The sequence below is a fragment of the Actinoallomurus sp. CA-142502 genome (assembly GCF_050936355.1).
Lineage (GTDB): Bacteria > Actinomycetota > Actinomycetes > Streptosporangiales > Streptosporangiaceae > Actinoallomurus > Actinoallomurus iriomotensis.
In genome coordinates, this window is the sequence record NZ_JBNJMY010000001.1 from 3,948,973 (window position 1) to 3,969,086 (window position 20,114).

Annotated in this window: 23 protein-coding genes and 1 riboswitch; of the genes, 19 read left to right on the forward strand and 4 right to left on the reverse strand. The window is 72.7% G+C overall.

The window, feature by feature from the left end; genetic code table 11:
* Positions 1 to 9 precede the first annotated feature (9 nt).
* The 5 genes from def (at position 10) to ACQEV1_RS19155 (ending at position 3,851) form a co-directional block, all read left to right on the forward strand.
* The gene (gene def, locus ACQEV1_RS19135; RefSeq protein ID WP_285566722.1) at positions 10 to 555 is read left to right on the forward strand and encodes a peptide deformylase; all 546 of its coding nucleotides are present in this window, start codon (positions 10 to 12) and stop codon (positions 553 to 555) included.
* Complete coding sequence (fmt, locus tag ACQEV1_RS19140; RefSeq protein ID WP_285566721.1) at positions 555 to 1,481, forward strand: methionyl-tRNA formyltransferase; 927 nt, start codon at positions 555 to 557, stop codon at positions 1,479 to 1,481. Before def ends, fmt begins: the two co-directional genes overlap by 1 nt.
* Positions 1,481 to 2,869, forward strand: a complete 1,389-nt coding sequence (locus ACQEV1_RS19145) for an RsmB/NOP family class I SAM-dependent RNA methyltransferase (RefSeq protein WP_433394927.1) — start codon at positions 1,481 to 1,483, stop codon at positions 2,867 to 2,869. The genes fmt and ACQEV1_RS19145 overlap by 1 nt, the downstream gene beginning before the upstream one ends.
* A 50-nt stretch (positions 2,870 to 2,919) precedes the next feature.
* Positions 2,920 to 3,354 carry a hypothetical protein gene (locus ACQEV1_RS19150; protein WP_433394928.1) on the forward strand — a complete coding sequence of 145 codons (435 nt, stop codon included), beginning with the start codon at positions 2,920 to 2,922 and terminating at the stop codon, positions 3,352 to 3,354.
* Between the two features lie 188 nt (positions 3,355 to 3,542).
* Positions 3,543 to 3,851 (forward strand): hypothetical protein, encoded by a 309-nt coding sequence (locus ACQEV1_RS19155; protein ID WP_433394930.1) that lies wholly within the window; start codon positions 3,543 to 3,545, stop codon positions 3,849 to 3,851.
* 12 nt (positions 3,852 to 3,863) lie between these two features.
* Here ACQEV1_RS19155 and ACQEV1_RS19160 read toward each other — a convergent pair whose 3' ends face one another.
* The 3 genes from ACQEV1_RS19160 to ACQEV1_RS19170 form a co-directional block, all read right to left on the reverse strand.
* Positions 3,864 to 4,682 (reverse strand): class I SAM-dependent methyltransferase, encoded by an 819-nt coding sequence (locus ACQEV1_RS19160; protein ID WP_433394932.1) that lies wholly within the window; start codon positions 4,680 to 4,682, stop codon positions 3,864 to 3,866.
* Positions 4,683 to 4,819: 137 nt separating this feature from the next.
* Positions 4,820 to 5,002 carry a zinc ribbon domain-containing protein gene (locus tag ACQEV1_RS19165; RefSeq protein ID WP_433394934.1) on the reverse strand — a complete coding sequence of 61 codons (183 nt, stop codon included), beginning with the start codon at positions 5,000 to 5,002 and terminating at the stop codon, positions 4,820 to 4,822.
* A 442-nt stretch (positions 5,003 to 5,444) separates the two neighbouring features.
* On the reverse strand, positions 5,445 to 6,716 hold the full coding sequence (locus ACQEV1_RS19170; RefSeq protein WP_433394936.1) for a pyridoxal phosphate-dependent aminotransferase: 1,272 nt from the start codon (positions 6,714 to 6,716) through the stop codon (positions 5,445 to 5,447).
* A 122-nt stretch (positions 6,717 to 6,838) separates the two neighbouring features.
* Here ACQEV1_RS19170 and ACQEV1_RS19175 point away from each other — a divergent pair, with 122 nt between their 5' ends.
* From ACQEV1_RS19175 to rpe, 3 genes are all read left to right on the forward strand, one after another.
* On the forward strand, positions 6,839 to 7,789 hold the full coding sequence (locus ACQEV1_RS19175) for a LysR family transcriptional regulator (RefSeq protein WP_285616957.1): 951 nt from the start codon (positions 6,839 to 6,841) through the stop codon (positions 7,787 to 7,789).
* Between the two features lie 26 nt (positions 7,790 to 7,815).
* A complete protein-coding gene (locus ACQEV1_RS19180) occupies positions 7,816 to 8,484 on the forward strand; it encodes a class I SAM-dependent methyltransferase (protein ID WP_433394938.1) in 669 nt (222 codons plus the stop codon).
* Positions 8,485 to 8,569: 85 nt separating this feature from the next.
* Entirely contained in the window at positions 8,570 to 9,241 is a 672-nt protein-coding gene (rpe, locus tag ACQEV1_RS19185) for a ribulose-phosphate 3-epimerase (protein ID WP_285566712.1), read from the forward strand.
* Here rpe and ACQEV1_RS19190 read toward each other — a convergent pair.
* On the reverse strand, positions 9,229 to 10,248 hold the full coding sequence (locus ACQEV1_RS19190; RefSeq protein WP_285616954.1) for an MBL fold metallo-hydrolase: 1,020 nt from the start codon (positions 10,246 to 10,248) through the stop codon (positions 9,229 to 9,231). The genes rpe and ACQEV1_RS19190 overlap by 13 nt on opposite strands.
* Positions 10,249 to 10,402: 154 nt before the next feature.
* Between ACQEV1_RS19190 and ACQEV1_RS19195 the strand changes: the two genes are divergently transcribed.
* The 11 genes from ACQEV1_RS19195 (at position 10,403) to ACQEV1_RS19245 (ending at position 19,207) form a co-directional block, all read left to right on the forward strand.
* On the forward strand, positions 10,403 to 11,137 hold the full coding sequence (locus tag ACQEV1_RS19195) for a TSUP family transporter (RefSeq protein WP_433394941.1): 735 nt from the start codon (positions 10,403 to 10,405) through the stop codon (positions 11,135 to 11,137).
* 135 nt (positions 11,138 to 11,272) lie between these two features.
* A riboswitch (FMN riboswitch) is annotated at positions 11,273 to 11,403 on the forward strand.
* A gap of 80 nt (positions 11,404 to 11,483) precedes the next feature.
* On the forward strand, positions 11,484 to 12,617 hold the full coding sequence (gene ribD, locus ACQEV1_RS19200; RefSeq protein ID WP_433394943.1) for a bifunctional diaminohydroxyphosphoribosylaminopyrimidine deaminase/5-amino-6-(5-phosphoribosylamino)uracil reductase RibD: 1,134 nt from the start codon (positions 11,484 to 11,486) through the stop codon (positions 12,615 to 12,617).
* A gap of 1 nt (position 12,618) precedes the next feature.
* Positions 12,619 to 13,218: a riboflavin synthase gene (locus tag ACQEV1_RS19205; protein WP_433394945.1), complete on the forward strand. Its 600-nt coding sequence runs from the start codon at positions 12,619 to 12,621 to the stop codon at positions 13,216 to 13,218.
* Positions 13,219 to 13,282: 64 nt separating this feature from the next.
* Positions 13,283 to 13,930 (forward strand): nicotinamide mononucleotide transporter family protein, encoded by a 648-nt coding sequence (locus ACQEV1_RS19210; RefSeq protein ID WP_285616949.1) that lies wholly within the window; start codon positions 13,283 to 13,285, stop codon positions 13,928 to 13,930.
* The gene (locus ACQEV1_RS19215) at positions 13,927 to 15,135 is read left to right on the forward strand and encodes a bifunctional 3,4-dihydroxy-2-butanone-4-phosphate synthase/GTP cyclohydrolase II (RefSeq protein WP_285616947.1); all 1,209 of its coding nucleotides are present in this window, start codon (positions 13,927 to 13,929) and stop codon (positions 15,133 to 15,135) included. Before ACQEV1_RS19210 ends, ACQEV1_RS19215 begins: the two co-directional genes overlap by 4 nt.
* Positions 15,132 to 15,644: a 6,7-dimethyl-8-ribityllumazine synthase gene (ribH, locus tag ACQEV1_RS19220; RefSeq protein WP_285566700.1), complete on the forward strand. Its 513-nt coding sequence runs from the start codon at positions 15,132 to 15,134 to the stop codon at positions 15,642 to 15,644. Before ACQEV1_RS19215 ends, ribH begins: the two co-directional genes overlap by 4 nt.
* A 51-nt stretch (positions 15,645 to 15,695) precedes the next feature.
* Positions 15,696 to 16,571: an ATP phosphoribosyltransferase gene (hisG, locus tag ACQEV1_RS19225; RefSeq protein WP_285616945.1), complete on the forward strand. Its 876-nt coding sequence runs from the start codon at positions 15,696 to 15,698 to the stop codon at positions 16,569 to 16,571.
* Position 16,572: 1 nt separating this feature from the next.
* Positions 16,573 to 17,001 (forward strand): PH domain-containing protein, encoded by a 429-nt coding sequence (locus tag ACQEV1_RS19230; protein WP_285616944.1) that lies wholly within the window; start codon positions 16,573 to 16,575, stop codon positions 16,999 to 17,001.
* A 39-nt stretch (positions 17,002 to 17,040) separates the two neighbouring features.
* Positions 17,041 to 17,763: a hypothetical protein gene (locus ACQEV1_RS19235; RefSeq protein ID WP_433394949.1), complete on the forward strand. Its 723-nt coding sequence runs from the start codon at positions 17,041 to 17,043 to the stop codon at positions 17,761 to 17,763.
* A gap of 46 nt (positions 17,764 to 17,809) precedes the next feature.
* Entirely contained in the window at positions 17,810 to 18,628 is an 819-nt protein-coding gene (locus tag ACQEV1_RS19240) for an alpha/beta fold hydrolase (protein WP_433394951.1), read from the forward strand.
* A 15-nt stretch (positions 18,629 to 18,643) separates the two neighbouring features.
* Positions 18,644 to 19,207 carry a dihydrofolate reductase family protein gene (locus tag ACQEV1_RS19245; protein ID WP_433394953.1) on the forward strand — a complete coding sequence of 188 codons (564 nt, stop codon included), beginning with the start codon at positions 18,644 to 18,646 and terminating at the stop codon, positions 19,205 to 19,207.
* The last annotated feature ends 907 nt before the right edge of the window (positions 19,208 to 20,114 follow it).

A 20,114-nucleotide genomic window follows, 5' to 3' on the forward strand; every position in this document is an offset into this window, starting at 1 on the left:
GAGCCGTTCGTGGCCGTCAAGCCCATCCGCCTCTTCGGCGACCCGGTGCTGCGTACCCCGGCCGAGCCGGTGAAGGACTTCGACAAGGAGCTGCGCACGCTCGTCAAGGACCTTTCCGACACCATGATCGACGCGCCCGGCGTCGGCCTGGCCGCGCCGCAGCTCGGCGTGGGCCTGCGGGTGTTCACCTACTACGTCGACGAGCAGCTCGGCCACCTCGTCAACCCCAGCCTCCAGCTGACCGACGAACAGGAGGAGGGCGACGAGGGCTGCCTCTCGCTGCCCGGCCTGGTCTTCCCGGCCAAGCGCGCGATCGGCGTCGTGGCCAAGGGCTTCAACATGTACGGGGAGCCGGTGGTCCTCGAGGGCACCCACCTGCTGGCCCGCTGCGTGCAGCACGAGACCGACCACCTCGACGGCGTGATCTTCATCGACCGGCTCGACCCCGACCAGCGCAAGGCGGCGATGAAGGCGATCCGCGAGTCGGAGTGGTTCGGCGACGACGCTCCGGTGGTCAAGGACTCCCCGCACCCGATGTTCGGCAAGGCACTCTAGTGCGGCTCGTCTTCGCCGGCACGCCGGAGACCGCCGTACCCGCGCTCGACGCCCTGCTGAAGTCGCGCCACGAGGTCGTCGCGGTCATCACGCGGCCCGACGCCCCGGCCGGGCGCGGGCGAAGGCTCACGCCGAGCCCGGTGGCGCAGCGCGCCGCCGAGGCGGGCGTCGAGGTGCTCAAGCCCGCCAAGGTCAAGGAGCCGGAGTTCCTCGACCGGCTGCGCGCCATCGCCCCCGACTGCTGCCCGGTCGTGGCCTACGGTGCGCTGATCCCGCGCGTGGCGCTGGACATCCCCCGCCACGGGTGGATCAACCTGCACTTCTCGCTGCTGCCCGCCTGGCGCGGTGCCGCCCCGGTGCAGCGGGCCGTGCTGCACGGCGACGAGATCACCGGCGCCGCGACCTTCCAGATCGAGGAGGACCTCGACACCGGGCCGGTGTACGGCGTGGTGACCGAGCCGATCCAGCCGACCGACACGAGCGGCGACCTGCTCGCGCGGCTCGCCGAGACCGGCGCGCACCTGCTCGTCGCGACCATGGACGGCGTCGAGGAGGGCGAGCTCGAGCCCCGCCCGCAGCCCGCCGACGGCGTCTCGTACGCCTCCAAGCTCACCCCCGATGACGCCCACGTCGACTGGACGCTGCCCGCGCAGCACGTCGACCGGCGCGTCCGCGCCTGCACGCCCGCGCCGGGGGCCTGGACGACGTTCCGCGGCGACCGGCTCAAGCTCGGTCCCGTTCGCCCGGCGCCGGACGCCGAGCCGCTCGCCCCGGGTGAGCTGCGCGCCACCAAGGCCGAGGTCCTCGCCGGCACCGGCTCCCATCCCGTGGTCCTCGGCGACGTCCAGCCGCAGGGCAAGCAGCGCATGCCGGCCACCGCCTGGGCCCGCGGCGTGCGCCCGGCCGAAGGCGACGCGCTGATCTGATGCCGCAGCGATCCACCGGCTCCCGGCGAGGCAAGGGACAGGGCAGGGGACAGGGCCGGCCGGCCCCCCGGCGCTCTCGCGACCAGGTCCGCCGGACCGCGTTCGACGTCCTGCAGGCCGTCGACGAACGCGACGCCTACGCCAACCTCCTCCTGCCCTCCCTGCTGCGCGAACGCGGCCTGTCCGGGCGCGACGCCGCGCTCGCGACCGAGCTGACGTACGGCACGCTGCGCGGGCGCGGCACGTACGACGCCGTCCTCGGCATGTGCAGCGACCGCCCCGTGGCCAAGATCGACCAGCCGCTGCTCAACGTCCTGCGGCTCGGCACGCACCAGCTCCTCGGCACCCGCATCCCGCCGCACGCCGCCGTCGGCACCGCCGTCGACCTCGCCCGTTCGGTGGCCGGCCCGGGGCAGGCGAAGTTCGCCAACGCCGTGCTGCGCAAGGTGTCCGCCCGCGACCTGGACGCGTGGCTCGGCATCGTCGCGCCCGACGACGAGACCGGCCGGCTCTCGGTCGTGCACAGCCATCCGCGCTGGATCGTGAACGCCCTGCGCGACGCGGCCGGCGCCGGCGAGGTCGAGGCGCTGCTGGCCGCCGACAACGAACGCCCGCGCGTCACCCTGGTGGCCCGGCCCGGCCGCGCGACCGTCGCCGAGCTGGGCGGTGACCCCGCCGCCTACTCCCCGTACGCCGCGTACCTGCCCGAGGGCGACCCGGCGGCCGTACCCGCCGTGGCCGAGGGCCGCGCCGCGGTACAGGACGAGGCGAGCCAGCTCGTCGCGCTCGCCCTCACCCGCGCCGAGCTCGACGGCCCCGACGGACGCTGGCTCGACCTGTGCGCCGGGCCGGGCGGCAAGGCCGCGCTGCTGTCGGGGCTCGCGGCCGAGCGCGGCGCGCACCTGCTGGCCTGTGACCTGCAGCCGCACCGGGCCCGGCTGGTACGCCGCGCCGCCGATCCGGCCGCGGCCGTCACCGTCGTGGACGGCACCCGGCCCGCCTGGCGTCCCGGCACCTTCGACCGGGTCCTGGCCGACGTGCCCTGCACCGGCCTCGGCGCGCTCCGCCGCCGCCCGGAGGCCCGCTGGCGGCGCAGCCCGGAGTCGATCGCCGAACTCGGCCCGCTGCAACGGCGGCTCCTCGGCTCGGCCCTGGAGGCGGTACGCCCCGGCGGGGTGGTCGCGTACGTCACCTGCTCACCGCACCTGGCCGAGACCCGCGTGGTGGTCGACGACGTGCTGCGCGGCCGCGACGACATCGAGCGCCTGGACTCCCCGTCGTACCTGGAGGGCGTCCCGGACCTGGGCGAGGGCCCGTACGCCCAGTTCTGGCCGCACCGGCACGGCACCGACGCGATGTTCCTGGCACTGCTCCGCCGCCGGGCCTAACGCTCGTTCTCTCGTTCTTCCCGCGAATCTTGACCTGCTGACCGCCGATCGTGGTTCGCACGGAGGTGACCGACCCGCACCACACGGTGCGGGAGCTGGCCGCGATCGAACCGTCCCTGCCGCTGCGGGACCGTCTGGTCGCGCTGATCGAGGTCCTGCGCGCCCAGGCGGAACGGACCGGAGCGGTGGTGAACGCGGTCAGTCTCGCGGGCGCCGCGCGGCCACGCCGGCAGGAGTCGCTGTCCGATGAGGAGCACAGGCGCCTCTCGGCCGGCCGCACCGCCTCCTACCGGAGCCTGCACGCCGCGGTCGTCGCGACCTTCGAGGCCGACGCGGACACGTTGCGCGGGTCCCCGGAGGACGCCGCCACGCTCGTCCTCGCGATCGTGATGGCACTCGGCCGCGGCGGAGGCTGGGATGCCGGACCCGCCAGCGCCAGCACCGATGGGCCGGCCGACCTTCTCCTGCACGGCCTGGCGTCGTAACACCACTCGTCACCATCGCGTTCCTCCCACCCCCGAGAGGTGCCCCATGGCGTTCACCCGTGCCCGGATACTCCTGCTGGTGTTCAGCGCCCTCACCTTCGCCCTGAGCCCGATGGCCGTGCTGCTGACGCCGTACGTCGTGGACAGCGCTGGCGGCACTGATCGCCTCCCCCGCCTGGACCACGACCGTGGCGGGCCTGCCGGCGGCCTACCTCGTGTTCGGTCTCCTCACCGTCGCGATCCAGACGGGGATCGGGGCGCTGACACAGACGGAGGTGGACAACGCCCTGATGGGACTGATGTCGATCGTGCCGAGTACCGTCTCCGTACTCGCCATGACCTTCTCCGGTCTCGCGGGCGCCGCGTTGGGCATTCAGAACATCTTCCTGATCAGCGGGGCCGTTCTCGCCACCGCCACCGTGCTGTCCTGGCACACCTTCCGGCGCGCGGGCGGCGAGCGCCCCGCGGCGCGTGCGCCGATGGCGGGCGTCGGCTGATCCGGCCGGGTCTCACGCCGCGAAGCGGACCTCGACGATCGGCATGCGGAGCTTGCGGATGAGCGGGATGCGGCCGACCAGCGGGGCGATCGTCAGCAGGCCGCGGCCGCGCGGGTAGGGCAGGTCGCGGACGCCGGAGATCTTCGGGGAGTACTCCAGCACCTTCCGATGCTCACCCGGGTCGAGGCTCCAGTGCCAGGCCGGCGCCTGGTAGGCGGCACCGGGGTTCATCCCGCCCCGCCGGCTGCGCTCGGCCATGAAGTGGGGGACCGCGTCGAAGACCAGCGTGCCGCCGGGGAAGCGCTCGGCGCACGCGGCGATCAGCGACCGCACCTCGTCCGGCTGTAGGTACATCAGCAGCCCCTGCGTCGAGATCAGCACGCCCTCGTCCGCGTCCACCTCGTCCGTCCAGGCGAGGTCGAGCGCGGATCCGGCGAGCGTACGGCGGCGCGGCGGGTCGTCCGGGAGCAGTCGCCGGCGCACCTCGACCGTCTCCGGCAGGTCGACGGTCAGCCAGCGCACCCGGCCGTCGTCGACGCGCCAGAACTGCGTCTCCAGCCCCTCGCCGAGCGCGACCACCGTGCCGCCGGGGTGCGCCGTCATGAACCGGCGGACCGCGCGGTCGAAGCACAGCACCCGCAGCGCGTGCCACTGCGCCATCGCCGGCTCGCCGAACCGCTCGAAGGGGAAGTCGATCGCGTCGACCAGCTCGACCGCCCTGGGGTCGTCCAGGAGGCCGTCGGGCCAGCGGGCCTCGGCGGCGCGGTGGTAGAGGTTCCACAGCAGCGTCTGGGGGACACCGGTGAGCTCGACCCTGAGCTTGTCGGCCATCGCCCCAGGATGCCAGAACCGTTACCTGAAATGTGATCGCGTACGGCGCACTTGTCAGGCAGCCGTGGCCTTGCGGTCCGGCATTCCCCGTTTCCGGGGTTCCCGCTTCAGTGCCGAGGGCCCACCTGGGGTGGGTCTCACACCGGCTCCACCGGAACGGCCGTCCCGCCCGGTCTCCCGGGGGCGTTTTCCGTCTCCCCGCAACCCGAGCAGGTCTTGCTGGAGGGGAACCAGTGGTCGGCCACGACCAGCCGCCCGCCGTTCCAGGTGGTCTTGTAGATCAGCTGCCGCCGTACCTCGCCCATACCGACATCGGCCACCGCGCGGGCCATCACCGGTGGACAGCACCGCGAGATCCTTCACCCCGAGGTCCACCCCCACCACGGCGGCAGGGCGTGCGGGGACACGTTCGGCCGGCCCGCTCGACCTCGCAGGTGAAGGACACCAGCCCCCGCCCACCCTCGTACCGCACGGTGGCCGCCATGATCCGGCCGGTACCACGCTCCGGACGCCGGGCGAGTTCACGGGTGGACTCGCTCGTACGGATCGTGCCCAGCCGGGGGAGCGTCACATGACGCCGGTCGCTCAACCGCTCTTACCGAACCACCAATCAGCGGTCTGCGGACAAATGCCTCATGACCGCACCCACGCAGCAAGCTTCACGCAGTGACCAAAACCTATGTCGCCTACACAGGACCACGTTCTCGCGAGGACCCCCACCGGCGGTACCGCCCGTGGCGGGGGTCCTCGCGAGGCGGTCGCTCAGGCGGTGACGGCGACCCGTTCCTCGCGGGCGGAGGCGGTCAGATCGGTGAGCACCTCGGTCGCGCGGTCGAGGGCGGCGGCGATCCACGGCAGTCCGGCCGGGTCCGGGGACGTGAGTGCGGTGAGCCGCTGCTCGTCGGTCTCGCCGTAGAGCAGGCTGGTGGCCACCCGGAGGCGCAGGGCCTCCGGCGTGTCGCCGAAGGCGCTGCCCGGCAGGACGCCGACGCCGTACCGGTCGAGGAGGAGCGCCGCGAGCTCGGCCGACGTTTCCACGCCGAGCGTCTCGCGAAGGTCCTCGAAGTCGGGGTACAGGTAGAAGCCGCCCTGAGGACGCGGCACCCGCGCGCCGGCGGCGGTGAAGCGCTCCGCCATGGCGCGTGCGACGGTCTCATGCAGCCGCCGGCTGGCCGCGACGCGTTCGACGACCTCCGGTGGCTCGGCGAAGGCGTACGCCGCGGCCTGCTGCGTCGGGCCGGACGTGCTGGACCAGATCTCGCTGGCCACGCCGGCGAGCCGGTCGCGCAGCCCGCTGAGCGCCTCGGGCAGCAGGGCCACGCCGATGCGCCAGCCGCCGAGGGCGAGGTTCTTGCTCAGCGCGGTCGTGATGACGGTGCGCTCGGGGGCGTACCGCGTCGGGCACGGGAAGTCGGTGTGCTGGTCGAAGAGCAGGTCGCGGTAGATCTGGTCGGCGATGATGATCAGGTCGAGCTCGCGGGCGGCCTCGCACATGCGCCGCACCGTCTCCGGCCGGGCCAGCGTGCCGGTGGGGTTGTCGGGGAGCGTGACGACGAGGCAGCTCACCGGGCGCCCCGCCGCGCGTTCGAGCGTGACGGCGGCCCGCAGCGCGTCCGGGTCGGGCACGCCGCCCTCACCGGGAGGCGTCTCGACGAAGATCGGTTCGGCGCCCATGAGACGGGTCTGGGCGGCGTAGCTCACCCAGCTCGGGCGGGGCACGACGACGCCTCCGCCGATGGCGAGCAGCAGGCCGTACAGGAGCGGCTTGCTGCCGGGGCCCGCGACGATCAGGCCCGGGTCGGCCGGCAGGCCGCGGCGGTGCCAGTAACCCGCGGCGGCGGTGCGGAGGTCGGGGCTGCCGGCGACGGGGCCGTACGCGCCACGCCCGGCGGCGGTGCCGAGCTGCCGCTCCAGCGACGGCAGGACGGGCAGGCCCGCCTCTCCGAAGGCGAGGGGCAGCACCGGCAGCCCGATGCGGCGTCTGTGGTCGAGGGCCTCGTTGGCGGCGAGAGTCGCGGAGATGGCGACTGACATGAGTTCACTCCAAGGAGCTCTTCTGGCTGGTTGACCTGCGCGCGGCCGTACGTCTCCATGGTGTGGTGGAACGGTGCATCAGTACAAGCGAGGCTTTCCGCTGCCGGGCGTAAGCTGAACTTATGCTCGATGTACGACGACTGCGGCTGCTGCGGGAGTTCGCCGACCGCGGCAGCATCGCGGCGACCGCCAAGGCCCTCGGTTACACGCCGTCCGCCGTCTCACAGCAACTCGCCGTGCTCGAACGCGAGGTCGGCACCACACTGCTCGACCGCACGGCGCGCAGCGCCGAGCTCACCGACGCGGGCCGGCGGCTGTCCGACCACGCCGACCGCATCCTGCGGATGATCGAGTTCGCCGAGGCCGACCTGTCCGAGGCGGAGCCGACCGGGCAGATCGTGCTCACGGCGTTCCCCACGGCCGCGGTGGCGTTCGCGCCCGCTCTCGCGCACAGCCTGCGCCGCCACGAGGGTCTCACCTTCCAGCTGCGCCAGACCCGGCCGGGCGACGGGCTGCGGCAGGTGCGCTCCGGAGAGGTCGACCTCGCGCTGGTCGACGACTGGACCGGGCGGCTTCCCACGCGTGGGGGCGGCAGCCTGCGCTTCTCGCTGCTCCTGCACGACCCGCTCGTGCTCGTCGTGCCGTCCGGCCACTGGGCCGCCGATCCCGGCCGCGAGATCGACCTGTGGCGGCTGCGCGACGAGCCCTGGCTGGCGGCGCCGGCGGGCGAGCCGTCACGCCAGGCCTTCGACCGCCTGCTGGCCGACGTCGGCGGCGCGCCGCCGATGCCGTGGGAGTTCGAGGGGCTCGGCACGATCCTCGGCCTGGTCGCGCGCGGCGTCGGGATCGCGGCCGTGCCCAGCCTGGCGCTGACCGCCGCGGTGCCGGGCATCGCGGCACGCGAACTGCCCGGATCGCTGACCCGCTACGTGTACGCCGTCGCCCGTACGGCGAGCGTGCGCCGGCCGTCGGTCGCGGTTACGCTCGAGGCGCTGCGGGACGCCGTGGCCGAGATCGACGTCATGTCGGCGGGCGGCATGCGGGAGCGTGCGCCCAAGGACGGCGATTCGTAAGCTTCGGGGCCGAAGGAGGGCGCGGTGTGAGCGGCGCGGCCGATCGGCTCCACCGGCACTGGCGGAGAGGCCGCCTGGTCCCGGCCGTCTACGACTTCGGGGCCGAACACGAGCCGATCGCCCGGCTGGGCGGCCGGCTGCTGTGGGGCGCCGACATGCGCCCCCTCTACGACTCCTTCGCCGAGGCGGGGCGGCTGCCGCCGGGCGCCGTCGTGCTCGACGTGCCGTGCGGGGGCGGGGTGGCGTTCCGCGGCGTGCCGCGCGGCGCCGACCTGCGGTACGTCGCGGCGGACCTGTCACGTCTCATGCTCGGCCGGGCCCGAGCGGAGGCACGCCGCCGTGGACTGGACGCCGCGTTCGCGGGGGTGAGCGTGGACCGGCTGCCGTTCGCCGACGGGTCGTTCGACCGCTGCCTCACCTACAACGGGCTGCACTGCCTGCCCGACCCGGCCGGCGCGGTGACCGAGATGGCCCGGGTGCTGCGGCCTGGCGGCGTGCTGCGGGGCAGCGCGCTCGTGACCGGGGCCGGCCGCCGGCAGGACCTCCTCATCGCGCTCCTGCGGTCGCGCGGCGACTTCGGCCGGCCCGGGAGCCTCGCCGACCTGCGAGGCTGGCTGGACGACGCCGGGCTGGAGCCCGCGGACGTCACGGCCACCGGAGCGCTGGCGTGCTTCTCGGCGGTCAAGCCCGGCTGAGCCGGTGACGGACGGGGCGGTTCTCCCGAGGCCGTCCGAAGGCCTGGTGCGCGGCGTGCGGGGCGTCCCTACACTTGACCGCATCATGGCCGTGCAAATCGCTCCCAGCATTCTGTCCGCCGACTTCGCCCGGCTCGCCGACGAGGTCGCGGCGGTCGCCGACGCCGACTGGATCCACGTCGACGTGATGGACAACCACTTCGTGCCCAACCTCACCCTCGGCCTGCCGGTGGTCGAGGCGCTGCTCAAGGCGACGCCCCTTCCGGTGGACTGCCACCTCATGATCGAGGACCCCGACCGGTGGGCGCCCGGCTACGCCGAGGCGGGGGCGGCCAGCGTCACCATCCACGCCGAGGCGGCGAGCGCCCCGATCCGCACGCTGCGGGAGATCCGCTCCGCCGGCGCCCGCGCCGGTCTGGCGCTCAACCCGGGCACGGCCGTGGAGCCGTACGCCGACCTGCTCGCCGAGATCGACATGCTGCTCGTGATGACGGTCGAGCCGGGCTTCGGCGGCCAGCCGTTCCTCGACGTCGTGCTGCCGAAGATCAGCCGAGCCCGCGACCTCATCAAGGGCCGGGACCTCGACGTGTGGCTCCAGGTCGACGGGGGAGTGAACACCGAGACCATCGAGCGCTGCGCGGAGGCGGGCGCCGACGTGTTCGTGGCCGGTTCGGCCGTGTACTCCGCCGACGACCCGGCCGAGGCGGTCCGCTCGCTGCGCGCCCAGGCGACCCGGGCGTCCCGTCAGGGGGCGTAGACGGAGGCGCCGTCCTCGACGTGGCTCCTCAGGCGGCCCTGGGTGACCAGGACCTCCAGGTGGGCACGGGTCTCGGTGGTCGCCAGCATCTGGTTGAACATGTCCAGCTCGTCGAAGTGGCGTCCTCGCCGGGTCCAGGTCAGCGCGCGGGCCGTCTCGTACGCCGTGCCCGCCCCGGCGGCGACCGCCGCGGCGCAGGCGTCCAGGCGCTCGGCGTGGTGGTCCAGCAACGCGTCGACGCGGGAGTGCACGCTGTCGGTGACCGGTCCGTGCGCCGGCAGCAGCCGCAGGTCGGGCAGCTCACGTACGAGCTTGAGCGACGCGAGGTAGGAGCCGAGCGGTGAGGCCTCCGGCGCGCTCTCGAAGCCGATCGACGGGGTGATGTGCGGCAGCACGTGGTCGCCGGCGAACAGCAGCCCGGCGGTCAGGTCCGCGAAGACCAGGTGACCCCGCGTGTGGCCGGGCGTCGGCACGGCCAGCAGCTCGCGGCCGGTCAGCGGCACCGGGATCCGCCCCTCGATCCAGTCGTCCGGCATGGCCCATTCGGACGGGTTGTGCCCGCCTTCCTTCCACACCGCCCGCAGCCGTTCGATGAGGGGCGCCGCGCCGCAGGCGTTCAGTTGCTCCAGCTGAGGGGAGCGGTCGGTCGGCCCCGCGGCGGTCAGCAGTTCGAGGGTGGGGCGCTCGCCGATGCCCAGGCTCACCCGCGTGCCGAACTCCCGGCGTACCGCGACCGCCTGCGTGTAGTGGTCCCGGTGGACGTGGGTGACCAGGAAACGGCTGATGTCGGCGAGCCCGAACCCGATCTCCTTGAGCGAGGTCTCCAGCTGCCGCCGCGACTCCTCCAGCGACCAGCCGCCGTCGATCAGCACGAGGCCCTCGTCGTCCTCGATCGCGTAGACGTTGACCGCCCGGAGGCCGTCTGTGGGCAGCGGCAGCGGTATCCGGTGGACTCCAGGGGCGACCTGGAACGCTCCAGGCTCGATCCACTCAGATCGCTGCGACATCGGCTCGGTCCTCGGCTTTCCGGCGTGCGGTTTTAGAACGTCATTCGATCTATACCGGACTTCCCGCTCCGGGCACCACGGCTGGGACCGGTGAATCTCATTACTCTTCGCCGCGGCGCGTCCCGTACGGTCGGCGTCGAGGGGAGGCGGGGAGATGATCCAGGCGATCGGACTCGGGCTGGTCGTGTTCGTCGGCGCGGCGGCTCAGCGGATCACCGGGCTCGGCTTCTCGCTCGTGACCTCGCCGTACCTGGTGCTGCTCCTGGGTCCGTTCGACGGCGTCCTGGTGGTCAACGCCTGCGCCGTCCTCACCGCCTTCGTCGTCCTGACGCAGGTCTGGCGGGACGTGGACCCGCGCCGGGCCGCGCTGCTCATCGGCCCCGCGCTGCCGGCCGTGGCGGCCGGGGCCTGGATGGCGAGGAGCCTGCCGGCACCGCCGCTGGCCGTCGTCGTCGGCGTGCTCATCCTGTGCGCCCTGGTCGCCGTCGTGGCCAGCGAGAGGGCGCGGGTGCTGCGCGGCACACCGGGGGCGGTGGCCGCCGGAATCGGATCGGGCTTCCTCAACGCGACCGTCGGCGCGGGCGGGCCGGCGGTCGCGCTGTACGCGGTGTCCTCCGGCTGGGCGCAGCACCGGTTCGCGGCAACGGCCCAGCTGGTGTTCGGAGTCCTGGGCGTCGCGTCGCTGGCCGCCAAGGGCGGCCGGCCGTCGATGGCCGCGGCCGAATGGGCGACGGTCGCGGCGGGACTGACCGCCGGCGTTCTCACCGGGAACGGCCTGGCCGGGCGCTTCTCGCCGGCGCGGGGCCGCACCGCCGTGATCGCCTTGGCCATGGCGGGCGCCGCGCTCACGGTGGTCAAGGGCGTGGCGGCACTGTGCGGATGTCGGTGAACACCGATCGGCAGGTGCGGTCAAGCGGTCACGTGCGAGGACCGCTCGCTGGGCTCGGGGGGTGGGGCGTCAACGTGCTCTTCCTCACACAACGCGGGGAATGTCTCGCGTGGCACACTGGTTGGGAGTGTTCATCAGCGTGCTCCGGGGTCGGTGAAATTCCGAACCGGCGGTTACAGTCCGCGACCCGGCCGAAACCATCGGCCGGTTGACCCGGTGGAATTCCGGGACCGACGGTCAAAGTCCGGATGGGAGGCAGCGCGCGGCCGTGCCCTGTGCGGGGCACGGTAGTGGCGTCGGCACCATCACGCCGTCACATCCCGGAGCCTGGATCAGGAGGCCCGGGGTGACCGCATCTTCCGCGGAAGAGACGGCGATGCGCGACGCGATCGCGCTGGCGGCACGTGCGCTCGGTGAGACCAGTCCCAACCCCGTCGTCGGATGCGTCGTGCTCGACGCCGACGGAGCGCCCGTGGGACGGGGCTTCCACGCGTACGCGGGCGGTCCGCACGCCGAGGTCGTCGCGCTCCGCGAGGCCGGGGACCGCGCGCGGGGCGGCACGCTCCTCGTCACCCTCGAACCCTGCGATCATCAGGGACGCACCGGGCCCTGCAGCCGGGCCATCCTGGCCGCCGGTCTGCACCGGGTCGTGTACGCCGTCGGCGACCCCAGCGACCAGGCCCAGGGCGGCGGGCGGCGGCTCGCCGAGGCCGGTCTGTCCGTCGAGTCCGGGCTCCTCGCCGCCGAGGCCGAGCGGGTCAACGCCGAATGGCTCACCCACGCCCGCCTGCGCCGACCCCACGTGACCTGGAAGTTCGCCGCCACTCTGGACGGCCGGTCGGCCGCGGCCGACGGCACCAGCCAGTGGATCACCGGGGCCTCCGCGCGGGAGGACGTCCACCGCCTGCGCGCACGCGTCGACGCGATCATCGCCGGGTCCGGCACCGTACTGGCCGACGATCCCCGTCTCACCGTGCGCGGCTTCGAACCGCACGACCACCTGCGCACCCATCGCCGCCCGCTGCGCGTCGTCGCCGACGCCCGCGCCCGTACACCCCTGGACAGCCGCGTCCTGGACGACGCGGCGCCGACGCTGGTCGCGGTCGCCGATGACACCGACGCGTCCGCCCTGGAGTCCACGACCGCCGTCGTACGGGTGCCGCGCTCCCGGCGCGGACCCGGCCTGGACCTGTCCGCCCTGCTCGCGGAGCTGACCGAACGCGAGATCGTCTCCGTGCTCCTCGAAGGCGGTCCGTCCCTGGCCGGAGGGTTCCTGGCCGCGGGCCTGGTCGACCGCGTCGTCGCCTACCTGGCGCCGGCGCTGCTCGGCGCCGGGACCGCCGCCCTCGGCGACGCCGGGATCGCGACGCTCGCGGAGGCGTACCACCTCGACATCGACGACGTCACCACGATCGGGCCGGACCTGCGGATCACCGCGACGGTACGCGACCGGCCGGCACCGTCTCGAAGGGAGAACTGAAGTGTTCACCGGAATCGTCGAGGAGCTGGGGGAGATCGTCGCGCTCGAGCGCGAGGGCGACTCCGCCCGGCTCACCGTACGCGGCCCGCTGGTCGTCTCCGACGCCGTCCACGGCGCGTCCATCGCGGTCAACGGGGTCTGCCTCACGGTCACCGACGTCAAGGACGACGCCTTCACCGTCGACGTGATGAAGGAGACCCTCGACCGGTCCTCCCTCGCCGCGCTGGCCCCCGGCTCCCCGGTCAACCTCGAGCGGCCCGTACGCCCGTCGGACCGGCTCGGCGGCCACATCGTGCAGGGCCACGTCGACGGCGTCGGGGAGATCGTCTCCCGCGAGCCCGGTGACCGCTGGGAGGTCGTGACGATCGGCCTGCCGGCGGATCTGGCCCGCTACGTGGTGGAGAAGGGTTCGATCACCGTCGACGGCATCAGCCTGACCGTGGTCGAGGCCCGCGACGACGCCTTCACGGTCGCCCTGATCCCCACGACGCTGGAGCTGACCACGCTCGGCCGCAAGGGCCCCGGCGACCCGGTCAACCTCGAGGTCGACGTCGTGGCCAAGTACGTCGAGCGGCTCGTCGCCGCCGGAGTCCGGCCATGAGCGAACGAAGTGAGCGAATCGACGGCACAGCGTTCATGGCCGCTCCTCCGACGAAGGAGGCCTCATGAGTTCCTGGACGCAGGCGGGGGTGACGATCCTCGGCGAGAAGGTGCTGTGGACCGACCTGCTGGGCAACGTGTTCTCCCTGGCGACGGTCTGGCTGGCGATCAGGCGCACCATCTGGACGTGGCCGGTCCAGCTCGCCGGCGCGGTGCTGCTGTTCACCGCCTCGGTGAGCGCGCACGCGCCGGGCAACGCCCTGAAGCAGGTGCTGTTCGTCGCGCTGGTCTCCTACGGCTGGGTGAAGTGGCTGCGCGGCATCCGCGAGAGCGACGGCCTGCCGGTGCGCCCGGCCACCGGGCGCGAGCGCGTCGTGCTGGTGGTGGCCCTGGCCGGTGGCACGGCGGCCATGGCGCTGCTGTTCGCGAACATCTCCTGGCTGCAGATCACCTGGTCCCCGACGGCGAACGCGTACATCTTCGCGGGCAGCGCGGTCGCGACGTTCGCGCAGAGCCGCGCCCTCGTCGACTTCTGGGTCATCTGGGTGCTGGTGGACCTCGTGGGCGTTCCCCTGGCGATCAAGTCCGGCCTGTACGTCTCCGGGGCGGCGTACGTGATCTTCTTCGTGATGGTCCTCGCCGGGTTCCGTAACTGGATCAACCAATACCGCCGGCAGCGGCGGAGTGCCGAACTGGAGGCGGTCGCGGCATGAGCTTCGACACAGTGGAAGAGGCGATCGCGGACATCGCCGCGGGCAGGCCCGTGGTGGTGGTCGACGACGCCGACCGTGAGAACGAGGGCGACATCATCTTCGCGGCCGCCAAGGCGACCCCGGAGCTGCTCACCTTCACGATCCGCTACAGCAGCGGCGTGATCTGCGTGCCGATGGAGGGCGCGGATCTGGACCGCCTCGACATCCCGCTGATGACCACGCGGAACCGCGAGCGGATGCGCACGGCGTACACCATCAGCGTGGACGCGCGCGACGGCGTGACCACCGGCATCTCCGCGGCCGACCGCGCCACCACGATCCGGCGGCTGTGCGACTCGGCGACCGAACCGTACGAGCTGGTGCGGCCCGGCCACGTCTTCCCGCTGCGCTACCACGAGGGCGGCGTCCTGCGGCGGCGCGGCCACACCGAGGCGGCGGTGGACCTGGCCCGGCTCGCCGGGCTGACCCCGGCCGGGGTCCTCGCCGAGGTCGTCAACGACGACGGCACGATGTCCCGGCTGCCCCAGCTCGAGGTGTTCGCCAAGGAGCACGACCTGAAGCTGATCTCCATTGAGCAGCTCGTGGCGTACCGCAAGCGCACCGAGCGGATGGTCGCGCGGGTCGCCGAGACGCACATCCCGAACCGGCACGGCATGTGGCGCGCGGTGGGGTACTCCAGCGCCGTCGACGGCGGCGAGCACCTCGCGCTCGTCCTCGGCGATCTCGGCGACGGCGAGGACGTGCTGATCCGGGCGCACTCGGAGTGCCTGACCGGCGACGTGCTCGGCTCCCAGCGCTGCGACTGCGGCACCCAGCTCGACGCCGCGATGGCGGCGATCGCCGCGGAGGGCCGGGGTGTCGTCCTCTACCTGCGCGGGCACGAGGGCCGGGGGATCGGCCTGCTCGCCAAGCTGCGGGCCTACGCGCAGCAGGACAACGGCTCCGACACCGTGGACGCCAACATCGAGCTCGGCCTGCCAGTGGACTCGCGCGAGTACGTCAACGCGGCACAGATGCTGATCGACCTCGGCGTCCAGTCGGTGCGCGTGCTGACCAACAACCCGCTCAAGCTGGCGGGCCTGGAGGGCTTCGGCGTCGAGGTGCGCGGCCGTACCCCCCTGCCCGTCGTCGTCACCGAGTACAACCGTCGTTACCTCACGGCCAAGCGCGACCGCCTCGGCCACCACATCGGAGAGCTGTCATGAGCGGTGCGGGACGTCCCGAAGCCGCGGCCGTCGACGCGTCCGGGCTGAGCCTGGGCGTGGTCGCCGCCCGCTGGAACGGTCAGATCACCGACCAGTTGCTCGAACGCGCGCTGGCCGCCGCGAAGGAGTGCGGCCTGCCGGAGCCCGTCGTCGTACGGGTCGCGGGCGCCCTCGAACTTCCGGTCGTCGCCCAGCAGCTCGCCCGTGATCACGACGCGGTCGTCTGTCTCGGCGCCGTGATCAGGGGAGGTACGCCCCATTTTGACTATGTATGCGACTCGGTAACGGCGGGTTTGACGAGGGTTGCCCTTGATGAGGGCGCCCCCATCGGCAATGGCGTACTAACCTGTGAGACGCTTGACCAGGCACTGGACCGCTGCGGTCGGCCGGACAGCAGCGAAGACAAAGGATGGGAGGCGACCGTGGCCGCACTCGATACGGCACTGACCTTGAGGGGCCTGCGGCATCACGGTCACGCGCGGCATCACGAGGAGCATCAAGGCTCCTGAAGTCCCTCACGCCGCGACACCGATCTCTCATCCGTAGGAAGGTCTTTCACCGTGCTGTCACTCGTGCTTCCCAAGGGCTCGCTGGAGAAGGCGACGTTCGAGCTGTTCGACGCCGCCGATCTGACGGTCCGCCGTGGCTCCGATCGTGACTACCGCGCGTCGGTCGACGACCCGCGCATCGACCGCGTTCGCGTGCTGCGCCCGCAGGAGATCCCCACTTATCTGGAGCAGGGGCTCTTCGACCTCGGCATCACCGGGCGTGACTGGATCACCGAGACGCAGGCCGACGTCGTCTCGCTCGGCGAGCTGAAGTACTCCAAGGCGACCTCCAACCCGGTACGCGTCATCATGGCCGTGCCGAACGACGCCCCCTGGCAGTCGGTGGAGGACCTGCCGGAGGGCGTGCGGATCTCCACCGAGTTCCCGGCGCTGACCGAGCGTTTCCTGACCGAGCACGGCGTCAAGGCGCGAGTGGTGCCCTCGTACGGCGCCACCGAGGCGAAGGTGCCCGACATCGTCGACGCGATCGTCGACCTGACCGAGACCGGGTCCTCCCTGCGCAAGAACGGCCTGCGCATCCTCGACACGCTGCTGGTCAGCTACACCGAGCTGGTCGCCAACCGCGAGGCGTACGAGGACCCGAACAAGCGGGCCGCCATGGAGGACATCGCGCTGCTGCTGCAGGGCGCGATCCGGGCCCGCGGCAACGTCCTGCTCAAGCTCAACGTCCCCGACGCGCAGCTGCAGGACGTCCTGAGCATCATGCCGTCGTTGTCGTCCCCGACGGTCACCCGCCTGGCCGGCGGCGAGATGCACGCGGTGGAGAGCGTCGTGGCCAAGCACGGCGTCAACACCCTCATCCCGGCGATCAAGGCGGCCGGCGGCTGCGACATCCTCGAGATCCCGATCAGCAAGATCGTCGACTGACGTGACCGCGGCGACGTGGCGGCCGCACCGTGCCCGGATCATCCCGTACGTTCTCGCCGTGGTGGTCGTGGCAGGCTCGGTCGCCCTCGCCGTGGGCATGCCGTCCAACTGGGCCGTCGGCGACCGGATCGGCCTGGTCGTGATCGGCTTGATCCTCGCGGGGATCCTGCACATCCTCGCGCGCAGCCGGATCACCGCCGACGATCGCGGTGTGACGGTGGTCAACGGCCTGCGCACTCATGAGTACGAGTGGGCCGAGATCCTGGGCGTGTCGATGCCGGAGGGCGCGCCGTGGCCGATGCTGGATCTGGCCGACGGCTCGACCCTTCCGGCGATGGGCATCCAGGCGTCCGACGGCGACCGCGCCCGTCACGCGGTCGCCGAACTCGCCGCCCTGGTCCACGAGCGCGGCGAGGCCCGGGACGCCTGAGCGCGCCCCTCGGCCGCACATATGTCATCGGGAGACGGGATGCCGCTGGAGAACGAGGACCGGCCGTCGGACTCCCCGTACGTCCACCGCGTGTGGCGTAGCCGCGCGTCCGGCGTCGCGCGGATGACCTCGATCGCGACGTCGAACTGGGAGCTGGTCTTCTGGACGCACGAAGGCCACACGCACGCCGCCGTACGAGGGCCGGAGACCACGGCCTCGAGCGTCGACGTGCCCGACGGGTCGGAGTCCTTCGGCATCACGTTCGCGCACGGCACTTCGATGCCGCACCTGCCTCCCGCGCGCCTCGTCGACTCCGCGTGGGAGAGCCCGCACGCGACCGCGACGAGGTTCGCGCTCGGCGGTGAAGAGTGGTTCATCCCCGGCTTCGAGAGCGCGGAGCAGTTCGTCGGCCGGCTCGTGCGGGAGGGCGTCGTCATACGCGATCCTCTCGTCCAGGAGGTCATGGTGGGCAGGCCGCCGGCCGTCGGGACGAGGTCGGTGCAGCGTCGCGTCGCGGCGGCGACCGGGCTCACGCAGGGCGGCATCCGGCAGATCGAACGCGCCCGGCAGGCCGCGATCCTGCTCGGCGAGGGCGTCGCGTCCCTCGAGGTCGTCAACCGGCTCGGCTACTACGACCAGCCGCACCTCGCCCGTTCGCTGACGCGCTTCATCGGCCGCACCGCGACCGAACTGTGCCGGCAGGACGAGGCGGGGCAACCCCTGTCGCTTCTGTACAAGACCGGCGACGTCTCCGATTCCTAGCCTGACCAGGAGAGATTTCACATCCAGGTCAGGAAGGGCAAGTCAGATGACCGAGAACGTCAGTGCGGCCGCCGTGTCCGCCGATGGCACCGTGATCGCGTTCACCGCGTGGGGCGAGGGCGAGCCGCTCATCATCATCGACGGCGCGACCGCCTACCCCGCCATCAACCCGACGAACGAGGAGATCGGGCGGCTGCTGAGCGCGGATTTCCGGACTTACGCCTATGACCGTCGTGGGCGTGGTGAGAGCACCGACACCGCGCCGTACGCGGTGGAGCGCGAGGTCGAGGACCTCGCCGCGCTCATCGAGGTGGCGGGCGCGCCGGTGACGGTGTTCGGGTGGTCGTCCGGCGCGGTTCTCGCGCTGGACGCCGCGGCGGCGGGTCTGCCGATCGCCCGGCTGGCGCTGTTCGAGCCGCCGTTCGTCGTCGATGACAGCCGGCCGCCGTTGCCGGTGGACTATGTGGAGCGTCTCGACGCCGCCGTGGCCGACGGCCGTCCCGGGGACGCCGCGGAGCTGTTCCTGACGGCTGCGGTCGGTCTGCCCGGCGAGGCCGTCGGTGGGATGCGGGAGAGTGAGTTCTGGCCGGTCATGGAGGCGGTCGCGCCGACGATCGCCTATGACGGCCGGATCATGGGGACCACGATGTCGGGCGCCCCGTTGCCTCGTGATCGGTGGGCCGCCGTCACGGCGTCCACGCTGGTGATGCACGGTACCGGGACGTACCCGTTCATCGTCGCGGGTGCCCGTGCGCTCGCCGAGCTGCTGCCGACCGCGACTCTGCTCGCCGTCGAGGGCGAGCAGCACAGCGCCCCCGCCGGGGTGCTCGCCGCCGCGCTGCGCGACTTCGCCCACGCCCGCTGAAGGGAGGGTACGGACATGGGAAGAGTCGTGGTCACCGAGTTCGTCTCGCTCGACGGCGTCGCGGAAGCACCTGGCGGTGAGTACTTCAAGTACGCGAACTGGAGCTTCGAGTTCGACCGGGGGGAGGAGGGTGAGCGGTTCAAGCTCGATGAGGCGCTCGGCGCCGAGGCGTTGCTCCTCGGCCGCCGGACCTACGAGGGATTCGCCGCGGCCTGGCCGCACTACGAGGGCGAGCTCGCCGAGAAGTACAACGGGATGCCGAAGTTCGTGGTCTCCAGCACGCTCACCGACCCGGAGTGGAACAACACGCGCGTGCTCTCCGGCGGCCTGGCCGAGGAGGTGACCCGGCTCAAGGACGAGGTGGACGGCGACATCTCGGTCCCCGGCAGCATTCGGCTCGTACGGGGACTGCTCGAGCACGACCTGGTCGACGAACTCCACCTCATGACGTTCCCGGTCCTCCTCGGCACCGGGCGGCGCCTGTTCGGGGAGACCTCGGACAAGTCGACCTGGAAGCCGACCGAGTCGATCACCGTCGGCGACGGCGTACTCATCACGGTTCTCCAGCGAGCACGCTGACCATCCGACGACCGGCGTCCAGGCGTCCGATGGCGACCGCGCGCGGTTGCTCGGCCGGCCGAGCGGTAGAGCGCCCGGCCGCCCGGCCGGCGTTCGTCCGGCGAGGAGCCACCCCACCACCCCGTCCGCGTGGTTGAGGTGGTCGTGTTTCGGGGGCTGGGGCGTCGAGGGCGGCGGCGTGGGGTTCAGTGAGGATGCCGCCCACCACGCCCCGTCCGCCCGGCCGAAGCGATCACGCTTCCGGGCGGCTGGAACACGGAGGACGGCGACGTGGCAGTCGCACACGGCCGAACACTGGGGCGCGTCGCCGCTGATCCTCGACGCGATGGCGGACCTCGACGGGAATACCGTCGGCCGCCACCGTGCCTTCGGCCGGCCCGACACCTCGTACGCATCCTCGGTGACCGGCCGCGGCGCGGACGGCCCCGCGATCAGCTCGCCGAGGACGCGCGGTTCGGCTGGGCCTTGGGACGGCGCCGGAACGATGTACGTCACGATCCCGGCGAAGGTGTTCGCCGCGGCGGCTTCGGCGAGACGTCGGCGGCCATGCGCTGCCACTGAGCCGCGCACGGTCGGCTCGGGCGATGGGAGGACGGCGATCGACGTGGGCAGGGCCGGACCGGAGGCGCGCACCACGATCCGTTCAGCTCCGGATGCCCCGTCGGGCCGGTCCCACGGACCTGTTTCCTCTTCGCGACCGCTGCGACGGCGCATGACCGGCGTCCTCGCCTCCGGCGTCGTCCGTTCGTATCGCCGAGGCAGGTGCCCCACGGTGCTCGTGGTGTTCGCCGGCAGCCGGGGCGGGCCGCGGACGGCGACCGCCGGCGCGGTGGCCCGCCGTCGCCGGTCTGGAGACGCGATCAGGGCCGGCTACGACCGACGGACCCGACCGCGATCACCGATCCCC

What these genes read in the sequence shown, in the direction of transcription:
- ACQEV1_RS19145 (WP_433394927.1), top strand. Translation starts at nt 1,481, where the DNA reads ATGCCGCAGCGATCCACCGGCTCCCGGCGAGGCAAGGGACAGGGCAGG.
- ACQEV1_RS19160 (WP_433394932.1), bottom strand. Translation starts at nt 4,682, where the DNA reads ATGGCCGACAAGCTCAGGGTCGAGCTCACCGGTGTCCCCCAGACGCTG.
- ACQEV1_RS19170 (WP_433394936.1), bottom strand. Translation starts at nt 6,716, where the DNA reads ATGTCAGTCGCCATCTCCGCGACTCTCGCCGCCAACGAGGCCCTCGAC.
- ACQEV1_RS19175 (WP_285616957.1), top strand. Translation starts at nt 6,839, where the DNA reads ATGCTCGATGTACGACGACTGCGGCTGCTGCGGGAGTTCGCCGACCGC.
- rpe (WP_285566712.1), top strand. Translation starts at nt 8,570, where the DNA reads ATGGCCGTGCAAATCGCTCCCAGCATTCTGTCCGCCGACTTCGCCCGG.
- ACQEV1_RS19190 (WP_285616954.1), bottom strand. Translation starts at nt 10,248, where the DNA reads ATGTCGCAGCGATCTGAGTGGATCGAGCCTGGAGCGTTCCAGGTCGCC.
- ACQEV1_RS19195 (WP_433394941.1), top strand. Translation starts at nt 10,403, where the DNA reads ATGATCCAGGCGATCGGACTCGGGCTGGTCGTGTTCGTCGGCGCGGCG.
- ACQEV1_RS19210 (WP_285616949.1), top strand. Translation starts at nt 13,283, where the DNA reads ATGAGTTCCTGGACGCAGGCGGGGGTGACGATCCTCGGCGAGAAGGTG.
- ACQEV1_RS19215 (WP_285616947.1), top strand. Translation starts at nt 13,927, where the DNA reads ATGAGCTTCGACACAGTGGAAGAGGCGATCGCGGACATCGCCGCGGGC.
- ribH (WP_285566700.1), top strand. Translation starts at nt 15,132, where the DNA reads ATGAGCGGTGCGGGACGTCCCGAAGCCGCGGCCGTCGACGCGTCCGGG.
- ACQEV1_RS19235 (WP_433394949.1), top strand. Translation starts at nt 17,041, where the DNA reads ATGCCGCTGGAGAACGAGGACCGGCCGTCGGACTCCCCGTACGTCCAC.
- ACQEV1_RS19240 (WP_433394951.1), top strand. Translation starts at nt 17,810, where the DNA reads ATGACCGAGAACGTCAGTGCGGCCGCCGTGTCCGCCGATGGCACCGTG.
- ACQEV1_RS19245 (WP_433394953.1), top strand. Translation starts at nt 18,644, where the DNA reads ATGGGAAGAGTCGTGGTCACCGAGTTCGTCTCGCTCGACGGCGTCGCG.